The organism is Crenobacter oryzisoli, assembly GCF_030385785.1.
GTDB classification, from domain to species: Bacteria; Pseudomonadota; Gammaproteobacteria; order Burkholderiales; family Chromobacteriaceae; genus Crenobacter_A; species Crenobacter_A oryzisoli.
Window position 1 is genome coordinate 24,948 of the sequence record NZ_JAUEDK010000009.1, and the last position, 16,440, is coordinate 41,387.

General features: G+C 64.2%; 23 protein-coding genes and 1 tRNA gene. 5 read left to right on the forward strand and 19 right to left on the reverse strand.

The annotated features are described in order from the left end of the window. Positions 1-51: 51 nt before the first annotated feature. Genes QU481_RS07020 through QU481_RS07035 form a run of 4 tightly spaced genes read right to left on the reverse strand, consistent with a single transcriptional unit; the run spans position 52 to position 2,723 of the window. Positions 52-636 (reverse strand): BON domain-containing protein, encoded by a 585-nt coding sequence (locus tag QU481_RS07020; protein WP_289829220.1) that lies wholly within the window; start codon positions 634-636, stop codon positions 52-54. A 2-nt stretch (positions 637-638) separates the two neighbouring features. Further along, a complete protein-coding gene (locus QU481_RS07025; protein WP_289829221.1) occupies positions 639-1,229 on the reverse strand; it encodes a phosphoheptose isomerase in 591 nt (196 codons plus the stop codon). A 19-nt stretch (positions 1,230-1,248) separates the two neighbouring features. After that, positions 1,249-1,584: a YraN family protein gene (locus QU481_RS07030; protein ID WP_289829222.1), complete on the reverse strand. Its 336-nt coding sequence runs from the start codon at positions 1,582-1,584 to the stop codon at positions 1,249-1,251. Then, entirely contained in the window at positions 1,581-2,723 is a 1,143-nt protein-coding gene (locus QU481_RS07035; RefSeq protein ID WP_289829223.1) for a penicillin-binding protein activator, read from the reverse strand. Before QU481_RS07035 ends, QU481_RS07030 begins: the two co-directional genes overlap by 4 nt. On the opposite strand from QU481_RS07035, the gene rsmI reads away from it, so the two are divergent. From rsmI to QU481_RS07060, 5 genes are all read left to right on the forward strand, one after another. Further along, positions 2,718-3,605 (forward strand): 16S rRNA (cytidine(1402)-2'-O)-methyltransferase, encoded by an 888-nt coding sequence (gene rsmI, locus QU481_RS07040; RefSeq protein WP_435382723.1) that lies wholly within the window; start codon positions 2,718-2,720, stop codon positions 3,603-3,605. The genes QU481_RS07035 and rsmI overlap by 6 nt on opposite strands. Positions 3,606-3,660: 55 nt before the next feature. After that, a tRNA-Leu gene (locus tag QU481_RS07045) sits at positions 3,661-3,745 on the forward strand. Between the two features lie 136 nt (positions 3,746-3,881). After that, the gene (locus tag QU481_RS07050; protein ID WP_289829224.1) at positions 3,882-4,289 is read left to right on the forward strand and encodes a ProQ/FINO family protein; all 408 of its coding nucleotides are present in this window, start codon (positions 3,882-3,884) and stop codon (positions 4,287-4,289) included. A gap of 52 nt (positions 4,290-4,341) precedes the next feature. Further along, positions 4,342-5,148 carry a TatD family hydrolase gene (locus QU481_RS07055; RefSeq protein WP_346432425.1) on the forward strand — a complete coding sequence of 269 codons (807 nt, stop codon included), beginning with the start codon at positions 4,342-4,344 and terminating at the stop codon, positions 5,146-5,148. Positions 5,149-5,247: 99 nt separating this feature from the next. Continuing rightward, on the forward strand, positions 5,248-6,879 hold the full coding sequence (locus tag QU481_RS07060; protein ID WP_289829225.1) for a methyl-accepting chemotaxis protein: 1,632 nt from the start codon (positions 5,248-5,250) through the stop codon (positions 6,877-6,879). Positions 6,880-6,952: 73 nt separating this feature from the next. Here the strand turns inward: QU481_RS07060 and QU481_RS07065 are convergent, their stop codons facing one another. The 15 genes from QU481_RS07065 to hisG form a co-directional block, all read right to left on the reverse strand. Next, complete coding sequence (locus QU481_RS07065) at positions 6,953-7,306, reverse strand: DUF2069 domain-containing protein (protein WP_289829226.1); 354 nt, start codon at positions 7,304-7,306, stop codon at positions 6,953-6,955. After that, complete coding sequence (gene tatC / locus QU481_RS07070) at positions 7,303-8,046, reverse strand: twin-arginine translocase subunit TatC (protein WP_289829227.1); 744 nt, start codon at positions 8,044-8,046, stop codon at positions 7,303-7,305. The genes QU481_RS07065 and tatC overlap by 4 nt, the downstream gene beginning before the upstream one ends. Then, positions 8,043-8,612 (reverse strand): Sec-independent protein translocase protein TatB, encoded by a 570-nt coding sequence (gene tatB, locus QU481_RS07075; protein WP_289829228.1) that lies wholly within the window; start codon positions 8,610-8,612, stop codon positions 8,043-8,045. Before tatB ends, tatC begins: the two co-directional genes overlap by 4 nt. 9 nt (positions 8,613-8,621) lie before the next feature. Then, complete coding sequence (gene tatA, locus QU481_RS07080; protein WP_289829229.1) at positions 8,622-8,831, reverse strand: Sec-independent protein translocase subunit TatA; 210 nt, start codon at positions 8,829-8,831, stop codon at positions 8,622-8,624. Positions 8,832-8,895: 64 nt separating this feature from the next. Beyond that, positions 8,896-9,219, reverse strand: coding sequence for a histidine triad nucleotide-binding protein (locus QU481_RS07085; RefSeq protein WP_289829230.1), 324 nt, complete (start codon positions 9,217-9,219; stop codon positions 8,896-8,898). Positions 9,220-9,233: 14 nt separating this feature from the next. After that, positions 9,234-9,560 (reverse strand): phosphoribosyl-ATP diphosphatase, encoded by a 327-nt coding sequence (locus QU481_RS07090; protein ID WP_289829231.1) that lies wholly within the window; start codon positions 9,558-9,560, stop codon positions 9,234-9,236. A gap of 113 nt (positions 9,561-9,673) precedes the next feature. After that, complete coding sequence (gene hisI / locus QU481_RS07095) at positions 9,674-10,069, reverse strand: phosphoribosyl-AMP cyclohydrolase (protein WP_289829232.1); 396 nt, start codon at positions 10,067-10,069, stop codon at positions 9,674-9,676. Between the two features lie 133 nt (positions 10,070-10,202). Then, a complete protein-coding gene (hisF, locus tag QU481_RS07100; protein ID WP_289829233.1) occupies positions 10,203-10,970 on the reverse strand; it encodes an imidazole glycerol phosphate synthase subunit HisF in 768 nt (255 codons plus the stop codon). Between the two features lie 79 nt (positions 10,971-11,049). Next, entirely contained in the window at positions 11,050-11,793 is a 744-nt protein-coding gene (gene hisA, locus QU481_RS07105) for a 1-(5-phosphoribosyl)-5-[(5-phosphoribosylamino)methylideneamino]imidazole-4-carboxamide isomerase (protein ID WP_289829234.1), read from the reverse strand. A 23-nt stretch (positions 11,794-11,816) separates the two neighbouring features. Continuing rightward, entirely contained in the window at positions 11,817-12,458 is a 642-nt protein-coding gene (gene hisH / locus QU481_RS07110; protein WP_289829235.1) for an imidazole glycerol phosphate synthase subunit HisH, read from the reverse strand. Positions 12,459-12,460: 2 nt separating this feature from the next. Then, on the reverse strand, positions 12,461-12,661 hold the full coding sequence (locus tag QU481_RS07115; RefSeq protein WP_289829236.1) for a VOC family protein: 201 nt from the start codon (positions 12,659-12,661) through the stop codon (positions 12,461-12,463). A 64-nt stretch (positions 12,662-12,725) separates the two neighbouring features. Then, on the reverse strand, positions 12,726-13,319 hold the full coding sequence (gene hisB / locus QU481_RS07120) for an imidazoleglycerol-phosphate dehydratase HisB (protein WP_289829237.1): 594 nt from the start codon (positions 13,317-13,319) through the stop codon (positions 12,726-12,728). Between the two features lies 1 nt (position 13,320). Further along, positions 13,321-14,394 carry a histidinol-phosphate transaminase gene (hisC, locus tag QU481_RS07125; protein WP_289829238.1) on the reverse strand — a complete coding sequence of 358 codons (1,074 nt, stop codon included), beginning with the start codon at positions 14,392-14,394 and terminating at the stop codon, positions 13,321-13,323. 100 nt (positions 14,395-14,494) lie between these two features. Then, positions 14,495-15,787: a histidinol dehydrogenase gene (gene hisD / locus QU481_RS07130; protein WP_289829239.1), complete on the reverse strand. Its 1,293-nt coding sequence runs from the start codon at positions 15,785-15,787 to the stop codon at positions 14,495-14,497. A gap of 10 nt (positions 15,788-15,797) precedes the next feature. Then, positions 15,798-16,439: an ATP phosphoribosyltransferase gene (gene hisG, locus QU481_RS07135; RefSeq protein WP_289829240.1), complete on the reverse strand. Its 642-nt coding sequence runs from the start codon at positions 16,437-16,439 to the stop codon at positions 15,798-15,800. Between the last annotated feature and the right edge of the window lies 1 nt (position 16,440).

Below are 16,440 nucleotides of genomic sequence, written 5' to 3' on the forward strand. Positions count from 1 at the left end.
AGCCCAAGGGCTGCCCTTTGTCGTTGCCATTCCGGCTGAAGGCGAAACCGCTTACTTCGGCTGGATCTCGCTGATCGGCTCGAACAGCGTCACCACCTTCTGCACTCCGGCGGTCTGGCTGACCACCTGGGCGGCGGCGTCGCCTTCGGCCTGGGTCAAGAGCCCCATCACATAGACCACGCCGCGCTCGGTCACCACCTTCACCTGGCTGGAGGGGAAGCCGTTGCCGTTGAGCAGGTTGGTGCGCACCTTGGTGGTGATCCAGGTATCGTTGTTGCGCTGGGACAGGCTGGAAGCGGGTGCGACCACAGTGTAGTTGTATACCTTGCGCACATTCGGCTGCGCCCGCACCAAGGTCTCGGCCACCTGGCGGGCTTCCTCGGACGGCACCTCGCCGGTCATCAGCGCAGCGCGGTTGAAGCTGGCGACATTGACATGGGCCGACGGCAAGCGGTCGCTGATCTGGCTCTGCGCCTTCACCTCGATCGCCTGGTCGTCGACATAGGCGCCACTGGTGCGACGGTCGGTAGCGACCAGCGCGCCGCCGGCAGCCCCGCCGGCGATCAGCGGCAGGCAACCGCTCAAGGTGGTGGCCAGCACGGCGCCAAACAGCAGTGCGTAGTGACGTCGCGCCATTCTCATTCCCCCCCGAGCAACATGCAGTCGATCGCGTCGCACAGCGCGTGGATCAGCAGGATGTGAACCTCCTGGATCCGAGCGGTGCGGTCGGCCGGCACGTTCAGGTGCAGGTCGTCCGGCGACAGCAACTCGCCGATCTTGCCGCCATCCTTGCCGGTCAGCGCGACCACGCTCATGCCGCGTTCGTGCGCGGCGTAGATCGCCTCGATCACGTTAGCCGAATTACCCGAGGTGGAAATCGCCAACAGGATGTCGCCCTGATGGCCGAGCGCACGCACCTGCTTCGAAAACACCATGTCGAAGTCGTAGTCGTTGCCGATCGCAGTCAGCGCAGAGCTGTCGGTGGCGAGCGAAATCGCTGCCAGGCCCGGACGCTCCTTCTCGAAGCGGCCGACCATCTCGGCGGCAAAGTGCTGGGCATCGGCGGCCGAGCCGCCGTTGCCGCAGGCGAGGATCTTGCCCTCGTTCATCAGGCAAGCCACCATCTGCTCGGCGGCAACGGCCACCGCCGGCGACAGCAACTCCATCGACGCCTGCTTGGCGGCGATGCTTTCCAGAAAATGTCCGTTGACGCGTTCGATCAGATCCATGCGTATCCCTTGTGCATCGCTACGCGATGATGTTCTTGAGCCAGACAGGCGAACCCTGCCCTTCGCTCAGGACGGCATCGATGCGACACGGCGCGTCGATGCCCTTGCTAGTTAGGTAGACTTGGGCGGCGTGCACGAGTTTCCGGCACTTGGCTGGCGTGATGCTGGCGGCCGCCCCACCGAAGTTGGCCGAAGCCCGGTGACGTACCTCGACAAACACCCAAGCGGCGCCGTCACGCATCACCAGATCAAGCTCGCCGCCGGCGCAATGCCAGTTGCGCTCGACCAGTTTCAGACCCTGCCCTGTCAGGAACTCCAACGCGCGTTGCTCAGCGGCCTGACCGGTCTTGTTCACTGCAGCGCCTCGCTGCCGATCACCGCTAGCGGCTGGCGGCGGACGAACTGGCGATCACGGCCGAGGCGCAGATCACCGGTGACGCCATCGAGACGCATCCCGGGCGTGGCCCCCTTGCCGGCCAGTTGCACTGCCAGTCGGTAGGCATCGATGCCCAGCGCGTACAGGCGTTCGGTCTGCCGGGTCAGCGGTTGCGCCGGCCGAGCGTAGCGCTGCACCGCCGGGTGCTGCGGCATCAGGAACCACGGCATGTCGATTACCCGCATGCCGCGCAAAGCCGGGTCTGGGCTTCGCACATTGATCTGCGAACCGGCGTAGGCCGGTTCGTCCGGGCTGGTCAGTGCGCGCGCCTGCGCGGTCTCGGTCGCGCCCATCGTGAAGACCAGCGCGTCATGCTGCGCCGCCAGCGCGGTCAGCTGCTCCGGCGCCGCGCGGCTGAGGTCGAACTGCGCTGCGGGCTGTCCGGTCAGCCGTTGCCACTCGGCTCCGAACGCCTGGCCGAGGCGCTGCGACAGCGGGTCGGCGTTGCCGACCACCAAGGGACTGCTTCGCCCATCGTCGCGAAGCTGGTCGGCGAGCTGCCGAGCCTCGCCTTCCACCGTCAGCGACAGGCTGTATAGTTTCGGATTGGCCTTGATGCCGGCATCGAGGCTGTTCAACGCCAGTGTCGGCACGCTCACCAGCGGCGCCACCGCGGCAATCCCCGGCCGGGTCAGCGGCCCGACGATCACGTTAGCGCCCTGCGCCAGCGCCGCGCGGTACTGGGCCACCACGGTATTCTCTTCACTGGGGATGAATACCACATTGGCCGCTCGATCGGCTGCCGCGGCTGCGTCGAAACCGCTCTTCACCACCTGAGCCGCCTCGCCGAGTAGCTTCGACTCGGTCGGCAGCATCAGCACAATCTTTGGCAACTTGGCACTCGGCACTGGCGCGACAGGGGGTAGCGCCTGGCTAGTCGGTGAAAAGCCGGGGTCGACGGTCTTCGGTGCCGGTGCAGCCGCTTGCAACGGCGCGGCATGGCCGAACGTCTGCAGCGGCATCTGGTTCTGTTGGATGATATAGTCGGGCGTTTGTGCCACGGCGGCGGTCAGCCACGTCATCGTCACCCCAACCAGCAGTGGAGCCAGCTTTTGCATACCTCGTTTGCTCACTTGATTGACTCGACCCGGGATAGTTTCACTCGCGGCACATTATATGTGGTGGCCACGCCCATTGGAAATCTGGCCGACATCAGCGCCCGCGCCCTGGCCGCCTTCCAGGTTGCAGATGTGGTGTGCGCCGAGGATACCCGGGTCACCGGCCAGCTGTTGTCCGCCTACGGCATCTCGACCAAGCTGGTCAGCGTGCGCGAGCACAACGAGCGCAGCATGGCGGAACAGGTAATCCGCTGGCTCGCCGACGACAAGATCGTGGTGCAGGTGTCCGATGCCGGCACGCCGGCGGTGTCCGACCCAGGGGCCCGCTTGGCCGAAGCGGTGTGGCAGGCCGGCTACCGGGTCAGCCCGGTGCCGGGCGCCAGCGCCGTGATCGCCACCCTGTCGGCCAGCGGCCTGACCACGCCGCGCTTCCTGTTCGCCGGCTTTCTGTCGGCCAAACCTGGCGAACGCCGCCGCCAGCTGGGTGAATGGCGCGAAGCCGACTACGCGGTGGTGCTGTACGAGGCGCCGCACCGTATCCTCGACCTGCTCGCCGACATCGTCACCGAGTTGGGCGAGTCGCGCGTGCTGCTGCTCGGCCGGGAGCTGACCAAGACCTTCGAGACGCTGAAGCGGCTGCCGGCCGCCGAGCTGCTGTCCTGGGTCGAAGCCGACAGCAACCAGCAGCGCGGCGAAATCGTGCTGGTGATCGATGCGGCACCGCCGATGGCCCAGGATCATGGCCTCGACGCCGAGGCGCAGCGCGTCATCGCGCTATTGGCCGCCGAGCTGCCGACCAAGCAAGCAGCACAGCTGGCTGCACAGATCACCGGTGCACCAAAGAAGCTGCTGTACGACCACGCGCTCAGCCTGAAGAATTAAAAGCCCAGCTACTCGTTTACAAGCCCACCCTGTTTGGGTAGAATCGCCCCCTCTTGCCCAGGTGGCGAAATTGGTAGACGCAGGGGACTCAAAATCCCCCGCCGCAAGGTGTGCCGGTTCGAGTCCGGCCCTGGGCACCAGAATTCGCCAAAAAACCCGTCAAGCTCGCGCTTGACGGGTTTTTTGTTGCTGCCGTGACAAAAACGCGGCCGTGGCGCTGGCATTTCGGCGCTCTGCTTGCTACTCTGCGCCCATCGTTAGGAAGGAACTCGATTCATGAGCAAGGAAACGGCCCTGGGCGCGGCGCTGAAAGCGGCAGTTCAGACCATGAGCAAGAAGAAACAAACCGACATGATCGCCGATCATGTCTATGGTAAGTACGACGTATTCCGCCGCTTCCGTCCTCTGGCGATCGGCATTGACCAGGCACTGGTCGCCGAGCTGCCGCAGTTCGACCCGGCACTGATCGCACGCGTGCTCGCCAACCACTGCCGCCGTCCGCGCTACATCAAGGCGCTGGCACAAGGCGGCAAGCGCTTCGGCCTGGACGGCAAGCCGGTCGGACAGGTGACCGCCGAAGAACAGGAAGTCGCCCGCCAGAACCCGGCCCTGCAGCCGCAGGCCAAGCCCGCCGCTACCGATGTGCCGGCTGCGGACGCGACCCCGGCCAACGACGCCGAATAAGCGTTTGCGCCCCCCCTCCACGGGTCGGTTATGCTGAAGCATAACCGACCCGTTGTCCTTTCTATCCCCCATGTTCTCGGCCAACCCTGACCCTGCCCTGCTGATCGACAGCCACTGCCACCTCGACGCAGCCGAATTCGACGGAGAACGCGACGCGGTGGTCGCTGCCGCACACGCCGCTGGCGTCGGGCAGATCGTGGTGCCGGCGGTGCACGTCGCCAACTTCGAAAGCACCTTGGCGATGCGCGAACGCTACGGTTGCTGGATTGCGTTCGGCCTGCATCCGATCTACGTCGACCAGCACCTCGACGAACACCTCGAGCAGCTCGACGACTGGTTGACCCGGCACCGTCCGGTTGCGCTTGGCGAGATCGGCCTCGATTTCTATCTGCCCGAACTCGACCCGGCCCGCCAGGAATGGCTGTTTGTCGAACAGCTCAAGCTCGCACGACGCCACGACCTGCCGGTTTTGCTGCATGTGCGTCGCTCGCAGGACCGTCTGCTGAAATACCTGCGCCAGTACCCGGTGGTCGGCGGCATTGCACATGCGTTCAACGGCAGTACCGAGCAGGCCGAAGCCTTCCTCCGTCTGGGCCTCAAGCTCGGCTTCGGCGGCGCGATGACGTTTCGCGGCTCGCAGCGCATCCGTCGCCTGGCGGCCAGCCTGCCGGACAGCGCACTGGTCCTGGAAACCGACGCGCCGGACATCCGTCCGGAATGGGCGCAGGACGTTCCGAACCAGCCGGCCAACGTGGCGCGCTTCGCCACGGTGTTGGCCGAATTGCGCAACAGCACGCCTCTGGAAATCGCTCGGCTTTCGAGTGCCAATGTCCTCGCCACCCTCAAGCTCTCATTCTGAAGATCGCTTATACCAATTGAAATACCAATTAAAACGTCACTAAAATCTGGTTTAATACCGGCGTTTGCTTATGAATCACCAGGTATTTAAGCCGCCAACATGCGTAATCTCACCATCGCCAGCCGCATCGGCCTCGGCTTCTTCCTATTGCTCGTTATGCTTGCCGGCGCCGGCCTGGTCAGCCATCTCGGCTTGAACCGAGTCGAACAACGCGTCGACGGCGTGGTATCGCAGGATCTGCGCTTCTACAACGCGCTGGTCGATGCTCGCTATCACATGGGCAATCTGCGCCGTTTCGAAAAGGACAGCTTTATCAACCTGGCCGTCACGGCCAAGCGCGATAGTTACGAGCAAAAATGGCAGGCCAGCCTGAAGAGCGCCAACGACGCGATCGACCGCGCTGCCACGCTGCCTTTGCCCCCCGAGCGGGCCGATCAGGTCGCGGAAGTACGCCGTCGGCTGGCCGCCTACGCCGATGGAGCCAACAGCGTGTTCGCGCGCGTTAACAATGGCGCCATCACCACGACCGCCGACGCCAACATGGCCATCGACCAGTACAAGGTCCAGGTCCACGCGATGGAAGACTCGCTCAACCAGCTGACCGACCAAGCCCGCCAAAGCGCCGACCGGCTCGAAGCAAACATCATCGACAGCACCAGCCAGGTACGCATGCTGTTGCTGACGCTGGTCGCAATCGGCATCGTCGCAGGCACCCTGCTCGCCTTCGCCATTGTGCGGTCGATTCGTGCCCCGCTTGACCGCATCGCCACGATCAGCCAGGAGTTGGCCGAACGCCGTGACCTGAACACGCAGCTGCCACAGCTCGGCAACAACGAGGTGGGCCGTACCGCCGAGGCGTTCAACGCGGTACTTGGGACGATGCGCGCCTTGATCCAGGAATCACACCTGCACTCGGCACAGTTGGTCGATGCCGCCCAACAACTGGACGGCGTCGGCAGCCAACTGAGCAACTCGGTCGACTCACAGGCACAGGCCGCCTCGGTCAGCGCCGCCGCGGTCAAGCAGATGACAGTCAGCATCAACCATGTCGCCGGCAGCACCCACGGCGTCGAGAGCAAGGCACGCGAGGCCAATGAGATGGCGACCCGTGGTAGCGAACTGGCCGAACGCGCCACCGGCCAGATCTACCAGATCGCGCAAAGCATCGGCGACACCACCGACCGGATCGACCAGCTCGAGCGACGCTCCGGCGAGATCGGCACCATCGTCCAGGTGATTCGCGACATCGCCGAGCAGACCAATCTGTTGGCGCTGAACGCGGCGATCGAGGCTGCTCGAGCCGGCGAGACCGGCCGCGGCTTCGCCGTGGTGGCGGACGAGGTGCGCAAGCTGGCCGAACGCACCAGCGCGGCGACCAGCGAGATCGCGGCGCGCATCGATGGCGTGCAGGACGACACCCGCTCGGCGGTCGCCAGCATGCACGAAGCGCGCCGACGCATCGACAGCGGCGTAGAAGGGACCGAGCAGGTGCAGCAGGCACTGACGGCGATCCGTACCCTATGCGGCCAATCGGTCGACAGCATCGCCGACATCGCCACGGCGATCCAGGAGCAGAGCCAGGCCAGCCACGATATTGCCCGCAACGTCGAACAGATCGCGCAGATGAACAGCGGCAGCAGCCACTCGGCGCAACAGGCTCATCAACTGGTACTAGAGTTGACCCGGCTTGCGCAGGCGCTCGACGGTGGCCTGAACCGCTTCAAGGTCTGATCTTCCGAGCGCCCAGAAACGACAACGCCGCCCGATCGGGCGGCGTTTTTCATGGTCGGAAGCGCTGAACGGTTTAACCGGCAGCCAGTTCGCGGCGCTTCTCGCGCACGTAGCCGACCACGCCGACGAAGAACAGCACGGTCAGCGCCACTTCGGCGAGTGCCAGCTGCTGCGCGAGACCGCGGTCGGCCCAGCCACGCATCACCCCCTCCATGAAGAAGGCCAAGATGAACATGCTTGACCACTGGTAGGTGTAGACCCGCTCCTTCAGGATCCCCATCAAGGGCAGCAACAGCAGCGCCGCTTTCAACGCCAGGAACGAACCGCCCGGGCGTAACGGCGCGAGCCACAGCTCCCAAGCCAGCGACAGGAAAATCAGCGCGAGCAGCGCCAGCACCGCAAGCCAGTGAAACGGCCGGGAACTCATGCCTGTTCCGCCTCGCTATCGTCGCGCTTGATCGGCTTGCCGAGGAACACCGACATCACGATGCCCGCCTCGTAGAGCAGCCACAACGGCACCGCCAACATGGTCTGCGATAACACATCCGGCGGGGTTACGATCGCTGCGATCACGAAGGAAGCGACGATCACGTAGGGCCGCCCCTGGCGCAGCGTTGCGACCGACACCACTCCCATCTTGGTCAGCAAGATCACGACCACCGGCACCTCGAAGGTGACACCGAACGCGATGAACATGCCGAGCACGAACGACAAGTACTTGTCGATGTCGGTCATCATCGACACCCCGCTCGGGGTCACCGAGCTCATGAAGTGGAACACGATCGGGAACACGAGGAAGTATGCAAAAGACATACCCACGAAGAACAGTACCACGCTCGCCACCACCAACGGCAGCACCAGACGCTTCTCGTGGGTGTACAGCGCCGGCGCGACAAAGGCCCAGACCTGGTACAGCGTGTGCGGCAGCGAGATCAGGAACGCCACCAGCATGGTGACCTTCAGTGGCACGAAGAACGGCGCGGTCACATCGGTGGCGATCATGCGGCTACCGGCTGGCAGCACGTCCATCAACGGTTTGGCGAGCAGATGATAGATGTCGCCCGACCAGTGGAACAGGCCGAGAAACACGATCAATAGGCCGAGCAACGCCCGTACCAGACGGGTGCGCAGCTCGATCAGGTGGGCAAGGAGCGGTTGTTCGTTCATGAATGAGACGGAGGGGCCGGAGGAACGGCCGGCTGCGGGGTGGACGGCGTGTCGGAGGACGGCGACGTGACGGCCGATGTAGGCATCACGTAAGCGGACGGGTCGATCAATGGCGCAGCCATTGCCATCGACGGTGCGACCACAGTCGGTACCGTTGGCGTGGCAACGGGCACATCGGCGGTCTGAATCTCGCCAGCCGCACCATGCAGGTTGGTATCGGCCGCGTGCACGGCATCGGCGACGCTGTCTTTCACCTCACCGAGCGCCTGCTCGGCCGTGGCTAGCTCGCCGCGCAACGTATCGGCGCTCGCCTTGACCTCGGCCAGCTCGGACTCGATGCGCCGCTGAAAGGTCTGGGCGGCGTCCTGGATGTCGCTTTGCAGCTCAGCCAGACCGGACAGGTTGGTTTCGCGCTGGATGTCGGACTTGACGCTAGTGACAAAACGCTGCAACCGCGCCACCAGTGCACCGACCGTACGGGCCACCGTCGGCAGACGCTCGGGGCCGAGCACCACCAACGCCACCACCCCGATCAGCAGCAGTTCGCCAAAACTGATATCGAACACAGCAGTGGCTTACTTCTTCTCGGCTTCGCCGTCGATCACGCGGCCGCTGTTTTGCTGCTCGGCAGCGTCGGCCTTCTCGTTCTCGCCCTTCATGCCTTCCTTGAAGCCACGCACCGCGCTGCCCAGGTCTTCGCCGACATTGCGCAGCTTCTTGGTGCCGAACACCATCACAACCACCAGCAGCACAATCAGCCAATGCCAAATGCTAAACGAACCCATGGTACTTCCTTCCTCAATATTACCGGGCCCCCGGCACCCTGCCCGACCCGTTCAATCTTCTGCCTCAGCCCTTGTGCCCGAAGACGTGGATGTGCAGATGGAACACTTCCTGGCCGCCGCCGCGCCCGGTGTTGATGCCGGTCTTGAAGCCATGCCCGAGGCCTTGCTCGCTCGCGAGTTTCGGCGCCAGCGCCAGCATCTTGCCGAGCAGTGCTTCGTCGGCCGCTTCGGTCGTCGCGAGCGAGGTGATATGCCGCTTCGGGATGATCATGAAATGCACCGGTGCGATCGGACGGATGTCGTGGAAGGCAAACACTTCGTCGTCCTCGTACACCTTGCTGGCCGGCAGTTCGCCCGCCGCGATGCGGCAGAACAGGCAGTCGCTCATCGTGATCCCCTCAATCAGTTCTTGGGACGCGACGCTTTTTCGTCGAGCCCGGAAATGCCTTCGCGGCGCCTCAGTTCGGCCAGCACGTCGTCCGGACGCAGGCCGTGATAGGTCAGCAGCACCATCGTATGGAACCACAGGTCAGCCACCTCGCGCACCAACGGCAGTTTTTCGCCGTCCTTCGATGCCATCAGAACTTCGGCGGCCTCCTCGGCCACTTTTTTCAGGATCGCGTCCTCGCCCTTGTGAAACAGCGAGGCAACGTACGAACTCTGTGGGCTGGCTTCGCGGCGCGCCTCCAGCGTGTCCGCGATCGATGCGAGAATCTCGGCGGAGACCATGCTTATCCTTTCCTGGCACCGGCCCACGCCGATGCGTCTCAGTCTGTTCGTTACAAATATCTGATGATCTAAAACAATTCTACCCGGCAACGCAGAGGACGTCTCGTCCCGACTCAGTGGCCGTGGCCGTGCGCGTAGATCGACTTCGGGTCCTTCAACACCTCGTCGACGACGACCCACTCACCATCCTCGAAACGACGGTAGAAGCAGCTCTCGCGACCGGTATGGCAGGCGATACCCCCTTGCTGCTCGATCTGCATGACCACCACGTCACCGTCGCAGTCGAGGCGCAGTTCCTTGACCGCCTGCAGGTGGCCTGACTCTTCACCCTTCTTCCACAAGCGGCTGCGCGAGCGGCTCCAGTAATGGGCGATCTTGGTATCGGCGGTCAACGCCAGCGACTCGCGGTTCATCCACGCCACCATCAGCACCCGGCCGGTCTCGGCGTCCTGCGCAATCGCCGGCACCAGACCATCCTGGTCCCACTTCACTTCATCAAGCCAATTCATCCGCAAAAACCTTTTTAGCCACAGAACCCACAAAATCCCCAGACCAGAAAAGAAGCCTGCTTCGGCAGCACCACAGACACGGGGTTTGCTTCTCTTTACCGCAGTTCAGTGGCCCCTGTGACACAACCTCTTTTTAAAGCCGTACTTCGATCCCGGCTGCCTGCATCGCCAGCTTCGCTTCGCGCACGGTGTACTCGCCGAAGTGGAAAATGCTCGCCGCCAACACCGCGTCGGCGTGGCCTTGCTTCACGCCGTCGACCAGATGCTGAAGATTACCGACGCCACCCGACGCAATCACCGGGATGTCGACCGCATCGGACACCGCGCGGGTCAGCGACAGGTTGAAGCCGATCTTGGTGCCGTCGCGGTCCATGCTGGTCAACAGAATCTCGCCTGCGCCGTACGCCTGCATCTTTCTTGCCCATTCGACCGCATCGAGGCCGGTCCGGTTTCGTCCGCCGTGCGTGAAAACCTCCCAGCGGTCGTTGTCCGGCGTCACGGCCTTGGCGTCGATCGCCACCACGATGCACTGGCTGCCGAAGCGGTCGGACGCCTCGCGCACCAAGTCGGGGTTGGTCACTGCCGAGGTATTGATGCTGACCTTGTCCGCGCCGGCGTTGAGCAGGCGACGGATATCATCGACACGGCGCACGCCGCCGCCAACGGTCAGCGGGATGAACACTTGCGAGGCGACCGACTCGATCACGTGCAAGATCAGGTCGCGGTCGTCGCTACTGGCGGTGATGTCGAGGAAGGTCAGCTCGTCGGCGCCTTCATCGTTGTAGCGTCGCGCGATGTCGACCGGGTCGCCGGCGTCTCGCAGCCCCTCGAAGTTGACGCCCTTGACCACGCGACCGGCGGTGACATCGAGGCAAGGGATGATGCGTTTGGCTAGGGCCATGATGGGATACTCACAGTGCAGGGGCGCAGGGTTGGCCGAACACCGGCCCTCCCTGCGCCCCGATCGGGTGATGCTTGAATCAGGCTTCGGACAGCTCGTCGGCCAGGGCCTGGGCCTGCGCGAAATCGATGCTGCCTTCGTAGATGGCACGACCGGTGATCGCGCCCTCGATGCCCTCGCCCTCGACCGCGCACAGACCGCGCACGTCGTCGAGATTGGTCAGACCGCCCGAGGCGATCACCGGCACGGTCAGCGCCTGCGCCAGCTTCACGGTGGCGTCGATGTTGACACCATTCATCATGCCGTCGCGACCAATGTCGGTGTAGATCACCGAGGCCACGCCGTAATCCTGGAAGCGCTTGGCCATCTCGATCACGTCATGGTTGGTGACCTTGGCCCACCCGTCGATCGCCACTTTGCCGTCCTTGGCATCGAGGCCGACGATCACCTGGCCCGGGAAGGCGTCGCAGGCGTCGTGCAGGAAGCCCGGGGTCTTCACCGCCGCGGTGCCGATGATCACGTATTCGAGGCCCAGATCGAGGTACTTTTCGATGGTGTCGAGGTCGCGGATGCCACCGCCGAGTTGCACCGGCATGTCGTTACCGACGGCGGCCAGGATCTCGCGGATCACCGACAGATTCTTCGGCTTACCGGCGAACGCGCCGTTCAGATCCACCAGATGCAGCCGGCGTGCGCCCTGATCGCGCCAATGCAGCGCGACCTTGACCGGGTCGTCGGAGAATACGGTGGCGTCGTCCATCACGCCTTGTTTGAGGCGGACACACTGACCGTCTTTCAGGTCGATAGCGGGGATGAGCAGCATGATGCGTTGCGTCGTTCTAGAAGTTAAACAGTGCCGTCCCAGGCGAGGAAATTCTTCATCAGCTGAAGACCCGCGCGGTGGCTCTTTTCGGTGTGAAACTGGGTCGCGAACACATTATCGCGTCCGATGATGCATGAGAAGCGCTCAGGGTACTCGCTCTCGGCGAGGCTCAGGTCGGCCTCGGCCGGCGCAAAATAGTAGCTGTGCACGAAATAGAAGCGCTCGCCGTCTGCCACGCCGGCAAACAGCGGGTGCGGCCGGGTCTGATACACCCGGTTCCAGCCCATGTGCGGCACCTTCAACCGTTCACCCTGGGCGTCGGTCAGGCCGCGGGCAAAGCGCTTCACCTCGCCGCGGAACAGGCCGAGGCCGGGTGTATCGCCCTCCTCGCTGTGCTCGAGGAGCAGCTGAGCGCCGACGCAGATGCCGAAGAACGGCTTCGTCGCCGCACTCTCGCGCACGGCCTCGGCCAAGCCATGGGCGTTCAGCTCGCGCATGCAGTCGGGCATCGCACCCTGGCCGGGAAACACCACCTTATCGGCACGAATCACTACGTCCGGGTCGCTGGTCAGCAAGACCTCAGCACCGACTTCGTTGACGGCTTCGATCGACTTGAGCACCGAATGCAGGTTGCCCATGCCGTAATCAATAACGGCGACTTTCATGTTCAATGTGTCAGGTTCGAGGTGTAGCAAAACTCCAGCGCAATCCCGCTGGGGTCGGTAAAAAACACCGCGTCATAGCTGTCGCTGTAACGCGGACACTCGGCCGGCGACTCGGTCGCCGTTGCGCCCTGCACCAGCAAGACCACCGCATACCGCGCATCGCGCGGCGACCAGCCCATAGCGACATCAGCCGGTCGTTGCACGTCAAGCTCTCGTTCAGATCGCGCACGCGCAGGCAAAGATGGTTCAGCCCCGGCGCGATCGTGCTCATGCGGTCAGCGTGCCCTTGGTCGACGGGGTGATGCCCGCCATGCGGTCGTCGAACTCGCAAGCCATGCGCAGCGCGCGGCCGAAGGCCTTGAATGCGGTTTCGGCCTGGTGATGGCTGTTCACCCCGCGCAGGTTGTCGATATGCAGCGTCACCATGCTGTGGTTGACGAAGCCGTGGAAGAACTCGCTGAACAGGTCGACGTCGAAACCGCCGATCGCGGCACGGGTGAAATCGATGTGGTATTGCAGCCCCGGCCGGCCGGACAGGTCGATCACAACGCGGCTCAGCGCCTCGTCGAGCGGCACGTAGGCGTGGCCGTAACGGCGGATGCCCTTCTTGTCGCCGATCGCCTTGGCAAAGGCCTGGCCGAAGGTAATGCCGATATCTTCGACGGTATGGTGCGCATCGATGTGCAGGTCGCCCTTCGCGACGATGTCGATATCGATCAGGCCGTGACGAGCGATCTGGTCGATCATGTGGTCGAGAAAGGGCACGCCGGTGTCGAAACGGCCGACGCCGGTACCATCGAGGTTGATCGAAACGGTGATCTGGGTTTCCAGCGTGTTGCGGGTTACGGTAGCGGTACGCATTTCAAAGGCCAAAATAGTCGTTCAGCACGGCCAGCACCGCACTGTTCTCGTCGGGCGTGCCGACGGTGAAGCGCAGGCAATGCGCCAGCAGTGGGTGGGAACCGTGCAAGGTCTTGATCAGAATCTTGCGCTGTTTCAGTGCATCGAACAGCGCGGGGGCGTCCGGTACTCGGGCGGTGACGAAGTTGGCCTCGGACGGGAACACCGTCACACCGGCAAAGCCGGCCAGCGCATCGGCCAACTTGGCCCGCTCGCTGCGCAGTGTCTCAGCCTGGCCATCGAACACCGCCCGCTGTTCAAGCGCAAAGCGCGCGGCAGCCAGCGTCAGCACGTTGACGTTATAGGGTGGGCGCAGCTTGTCGAGCTCGGCAATCCACGCCGCGCTGCCGGCGGCATAACCGAGCCGGATGCCCGCGAGCCCAAGCTTCGACAGCGTGCGCATCACCAGCAGCTTGTCGACCGAGCCGGCAAGGCTCATAAAGCTGTCGTCGGCGAAGGCCTGATACGCTTCGTCGATCACAACCAGTCCTGGCGCAGCGTCGAGGATAGCCTCGACATCGCTGCGCGCGAATCGGTTGCCAGTCGGATTGTTCGGATATGCCAGGTAGACCACCGCCGGCCGGTGCTCGGCGATGGCGGCGAGCATCGCCGGCAGATCGAGGCTGAAGTCGGCCTTCAGCGGCACGCCGACGTAGTCGAGGCCGGAGAACAGCGCGTTCATCCTGTACATCACGAAAGACGGCTCCGGGGCGACCACGCTCGCGCCGGGACGCGCCACGGCCTGGCTGATCAGCGTGATGATCTCGTCCGACCCGTTGCCGAGCAACACTGCAGCGGAATCGGGAATGCCGAAGGCACGCTTCAGTTCGTCCTTCAGGCCCGCGCCGCTCGGGTCAGGGTAGCGGTTGATCGCGACCTCGGCCAAGCGCCGGCCCAGTTCGGCTGCCAGCGAGTCCGGCAGGCGATAGGGATTCTCCATCGCGTCGAGCTTGATATAGCCCGTCGCATCGGCGACATGATAGGCGCCGATGGCGAGGATTTCCGGGCGAACCCAAGCAGCTACAGACTGTTTCATTTCCCTGTCCGCGGGCCATCTTGGCGGCACCGCTGTCTATACATCGTTGACTTGTCTAGGTTTTCATCCTACCGCGTTCAAGGCAACGCCGCCAAGGCATTCAATCTTTCAGGCGCAGCTCGGCGGCGCGGGCGTGCGCAGTCAGCCCTTCGCCATGTGCGAGCAGGCTGGCGATACGACCGAGCGGCTGTGCTCCGGCCTCGGACACGCGGATCAGGCTGGTGCGCTTCTGGAAGTCATACACGCCCAGCGGACTGGCGAAGCGCGCAGTGCGGCTGGTCGGCAGGACGTGGTTCGGGCCGGCACAGTAATCGCCCAGACTCTCCGAGGTGAAACGCCCCATGAAGATGGCGCCGGCATGCTTCAGCTTCGGCAGCCAAGCATCCGGATCAGCCACCGACAGCTCCAAGTGTTCTGGCGCGATGTAGTTGGCGATCTCGCAGGCTTCGTCCAGGTCGGCCACCTCGATCAGCGCACCGCGGTTGCCCAGCGATGCCTCGATGATGGTCCGGCGCGGCATCGTCGGCAGCAGCTTGGCGATGCTGGCCTCGACCCGGTTGAGGAATTCGGCCGACGGCGCCAGCAAGATGGCCTGGGCGATCTCGTCGTGCTCGGCCTGGCTGAACAAGTCCATCGCGATCCAGTCCGGATCGGTCTCGCCGTCGCACACCACTAGGATTTCCGACGGGCCGGCCACCATGTCGATGCCGACCACGCCGAACACGCGGCGCTTGGCCGCGGCCACGTAGGCGTTGCCCGGGCCGGTGATCTTGTCGACCTGCGGAATCGTCTCTGTGCCGTAGGCGAGTGCGGCCACGGCCTGCGCCCCGCCGGCGGTGAACACCTTGTCGACGCCGGCGATGTACGCGGCAGCCAGCACCAGGTCGTTCCTCTCGCCGTTCGGCGTCGGCACCACCATGATGATCTCGCCGACACCGGCTACCTTGGCCGGCAGCGCGTTCATCAGCACCGACGAAGGATAAGCGGCCTTGCCCCCCGGCACGTAGATGCCGACGCGGTCAAGCGCGGTGACCTGCTGTCCGAGCAGCGTACCGTCCTCGTCCTCGTAGCTCCACGACGCCATCCGCTGTTTCTCATGGTAGCGAGTAACTCGCGCCGCGGCGGCCTCCAGTGCCTCGCGCAGTGCCGCCGGCAGACGCTCGTGGGCCGCCTTCAGCTCGTCGCGGCTCAGCGTCAGGTCGGCGATGCTCTCGGCGTGCATGCGGTCGAAGCGGTTGGTGTACTCGACCACCGCCGCATCGCCGCGAGCCTTCACGTCGTCGCAGATCGCGGCCACTGCCGCATCCACGGCCGGGTCCTGTGCGGTTTCGAACGCCAGTAGCGCCTTCAGGCGCTCGGCAAAGTCGGACTGGGATGAAGCTAGACGCAGCATGGCATTACCTTCAGGCCGGCACCGCCGACGCGAAGGCGTCGAGCACCGGCTGGATCGTGTCGTATTTCAGTTTCAGCGCGGCCTGGTTCACCACCAGACGCGAGCTGATGTCGGCGATGTGTTCCACCGCTTCCAGGTTGTTCGCCTTCAGCGTGCCGCCGGTCGACACCAGGTCGACGATGGCGTCGGCCAAACCCACCAGCGGCGCCAGCTCCATCGAGCCGTACAGCTTGATGATGTCGACGTGGACGCCCTTGGCCGCGAAGTGCTCGCGGGCGATCTGCGGGTATTTGGTCGCCACCTTCAGGCGGGCGCCCTGTGTCACCGCCGCGTGGTAGTCGAAGCCCTTCTTCACCGCCACCATCATCCGGCACTTGGCGATATTGAGGTCGATTGGCTGGTAGAGGCCGGCACCGCCGTGCTCGATCAGCACATCGCGGCCGGCGATGCCGAGATCGGCCGCGCCGTACTGCACATAGGTCGGCACGTCCGAGGCGCGCACGATCACCAGCTGCACGTCCTCACGGTTGGTGCCGATGATCAGCTTGCGCGAGGACTCCGGGTTCTCCGCCGGTACAATGCCGGCGGCCGCCAGCAGCGGCAGCGTTTCGTCAAAAATCCGCCCCTTGGAAAGGGCAATGGTCAAAGTCATG

Bases quoted from the DNA above. Each gene is read 5' to 3' on its own strand.
- hisI (WP_289829232.1), bottom strand. From the start codon at position 10,069: ATGAATTGGCTTGATGAAGTGAAGTGGGACCAGGATGGTCTGGTGCCG.
- QU481_RS07035 (WP_289829223.1), bottom strand. From the start codon at position 2,723: ATGCAAAAGCTGGCTCCACTGCTGGTTGGGGTGACGATGACGTGGCTG.
- QU481_RS07025 (WP_289829221.1), bottom strand. From the start codon at position 1,229: ATGGATCTGATCGAACGCGTCAACGGACATTTTCTGGAAAGCATCGCC.
- hisB (WP_289829237.1), bottom strand. From the start codon at position 13,319: ATGCGTACCGCTACCGTAACCCGCAACACGCTGGAAACCCAGATCACC.
- QU481_RS07020 (WP_289829220.1), bottom strand. From the start codon at position 636: ATGGCGCGACGTCACTACGCACTGCTGTTTGGCGCCGTGCTGGCCACC.
- QU481_RS07065 (WP_289829226.1), bottom strand. From the start codon at position 7,306: ATGAGTTCCCGGCCGTTTCACTGGCTTGCGGTGCTGGCGCTGCTCGCG.
- QU481_RS07060 (WP_289829225.1), top strand. From the start codon at position 5,248: ATGCGTAATCTCACCATCGCCAGCCGCATCGGCCTCGGCTTCTTCCTA.
- tatC (WP_289829227.1), bottom strand. From the start codon at position 8,046: ATGAACGAACAACCGCTCCTTGCCCACCTGATCGAGCTGCGCACCCGT.
- QU481_RS07090 (WP_289829231.1), bottom strand. From the start codon at position 9,560: ATGGTCTCCGCCGAGATTCTCGCATCGATCGCGGACACGCTGGAGGCG.
- QU481_RS07050 (WP_289829224.1), top strand. From the start codon at position 3,882: ATGAGCAAGGAAACGGCCCTGGGCGCGGCGCTGAAAGCGGCAGTTCAG.
- hisF (WP_289829233.1), bottom strand. From the start codon at position 10,970: ATGGCCCTAGCCAAACGCATCATCCCTTGCCTCGATGTCACCGCCGGT.
- QU481_RS07085 (WP_289829230.1), bottom strand. From the start codon at position 9,219: ATGAGCGACTGCCTGTTCTGCCGCATCGCGGCGGGCGAACTGCCGGCC.
- hisH (WP_289829235.1), bottom strand. From the start codon at position 12,458: ATGAAAGTCGCCGTTATTGATTACGGCATGGGCAACCTGCATTCGGTG.
- tatA (WP_289829229.1), bottom strand. From the start codon at position 8,831: ATGGGTTCGTTTAGCATTTGGCATTGGCTGATTGTGCTGCTGGTGGTT.
- hisC (WP_289829238.1), bottom strand. From the start codon at position 14,394: ATGAAACAGTCTGTAGCTGCTTGGGTTCGCCCGGAAATCCTCGCCATC.
- hisG (WP_289829240.1), bottom strand. From the start codon at position 16,439: ATGACTTTGACCATTGCCCTTTCCAAGGGGCGGATTTTTGACGAAACG.
- hisA (WP_289829234.1), bottom strand. From the start codon at position 11,793: ATGCTGCTCATCCCCGCTATCGACCTGAAAGACGGTCAGTGTGTCCGC.
- hisD (WP_289829239.1), bottom strand. From the start codon at position 15,787: ATGCTGCGTCTAGCTTCATCCCAGTCCGACTTTGCCGAGCGCCTGAAG.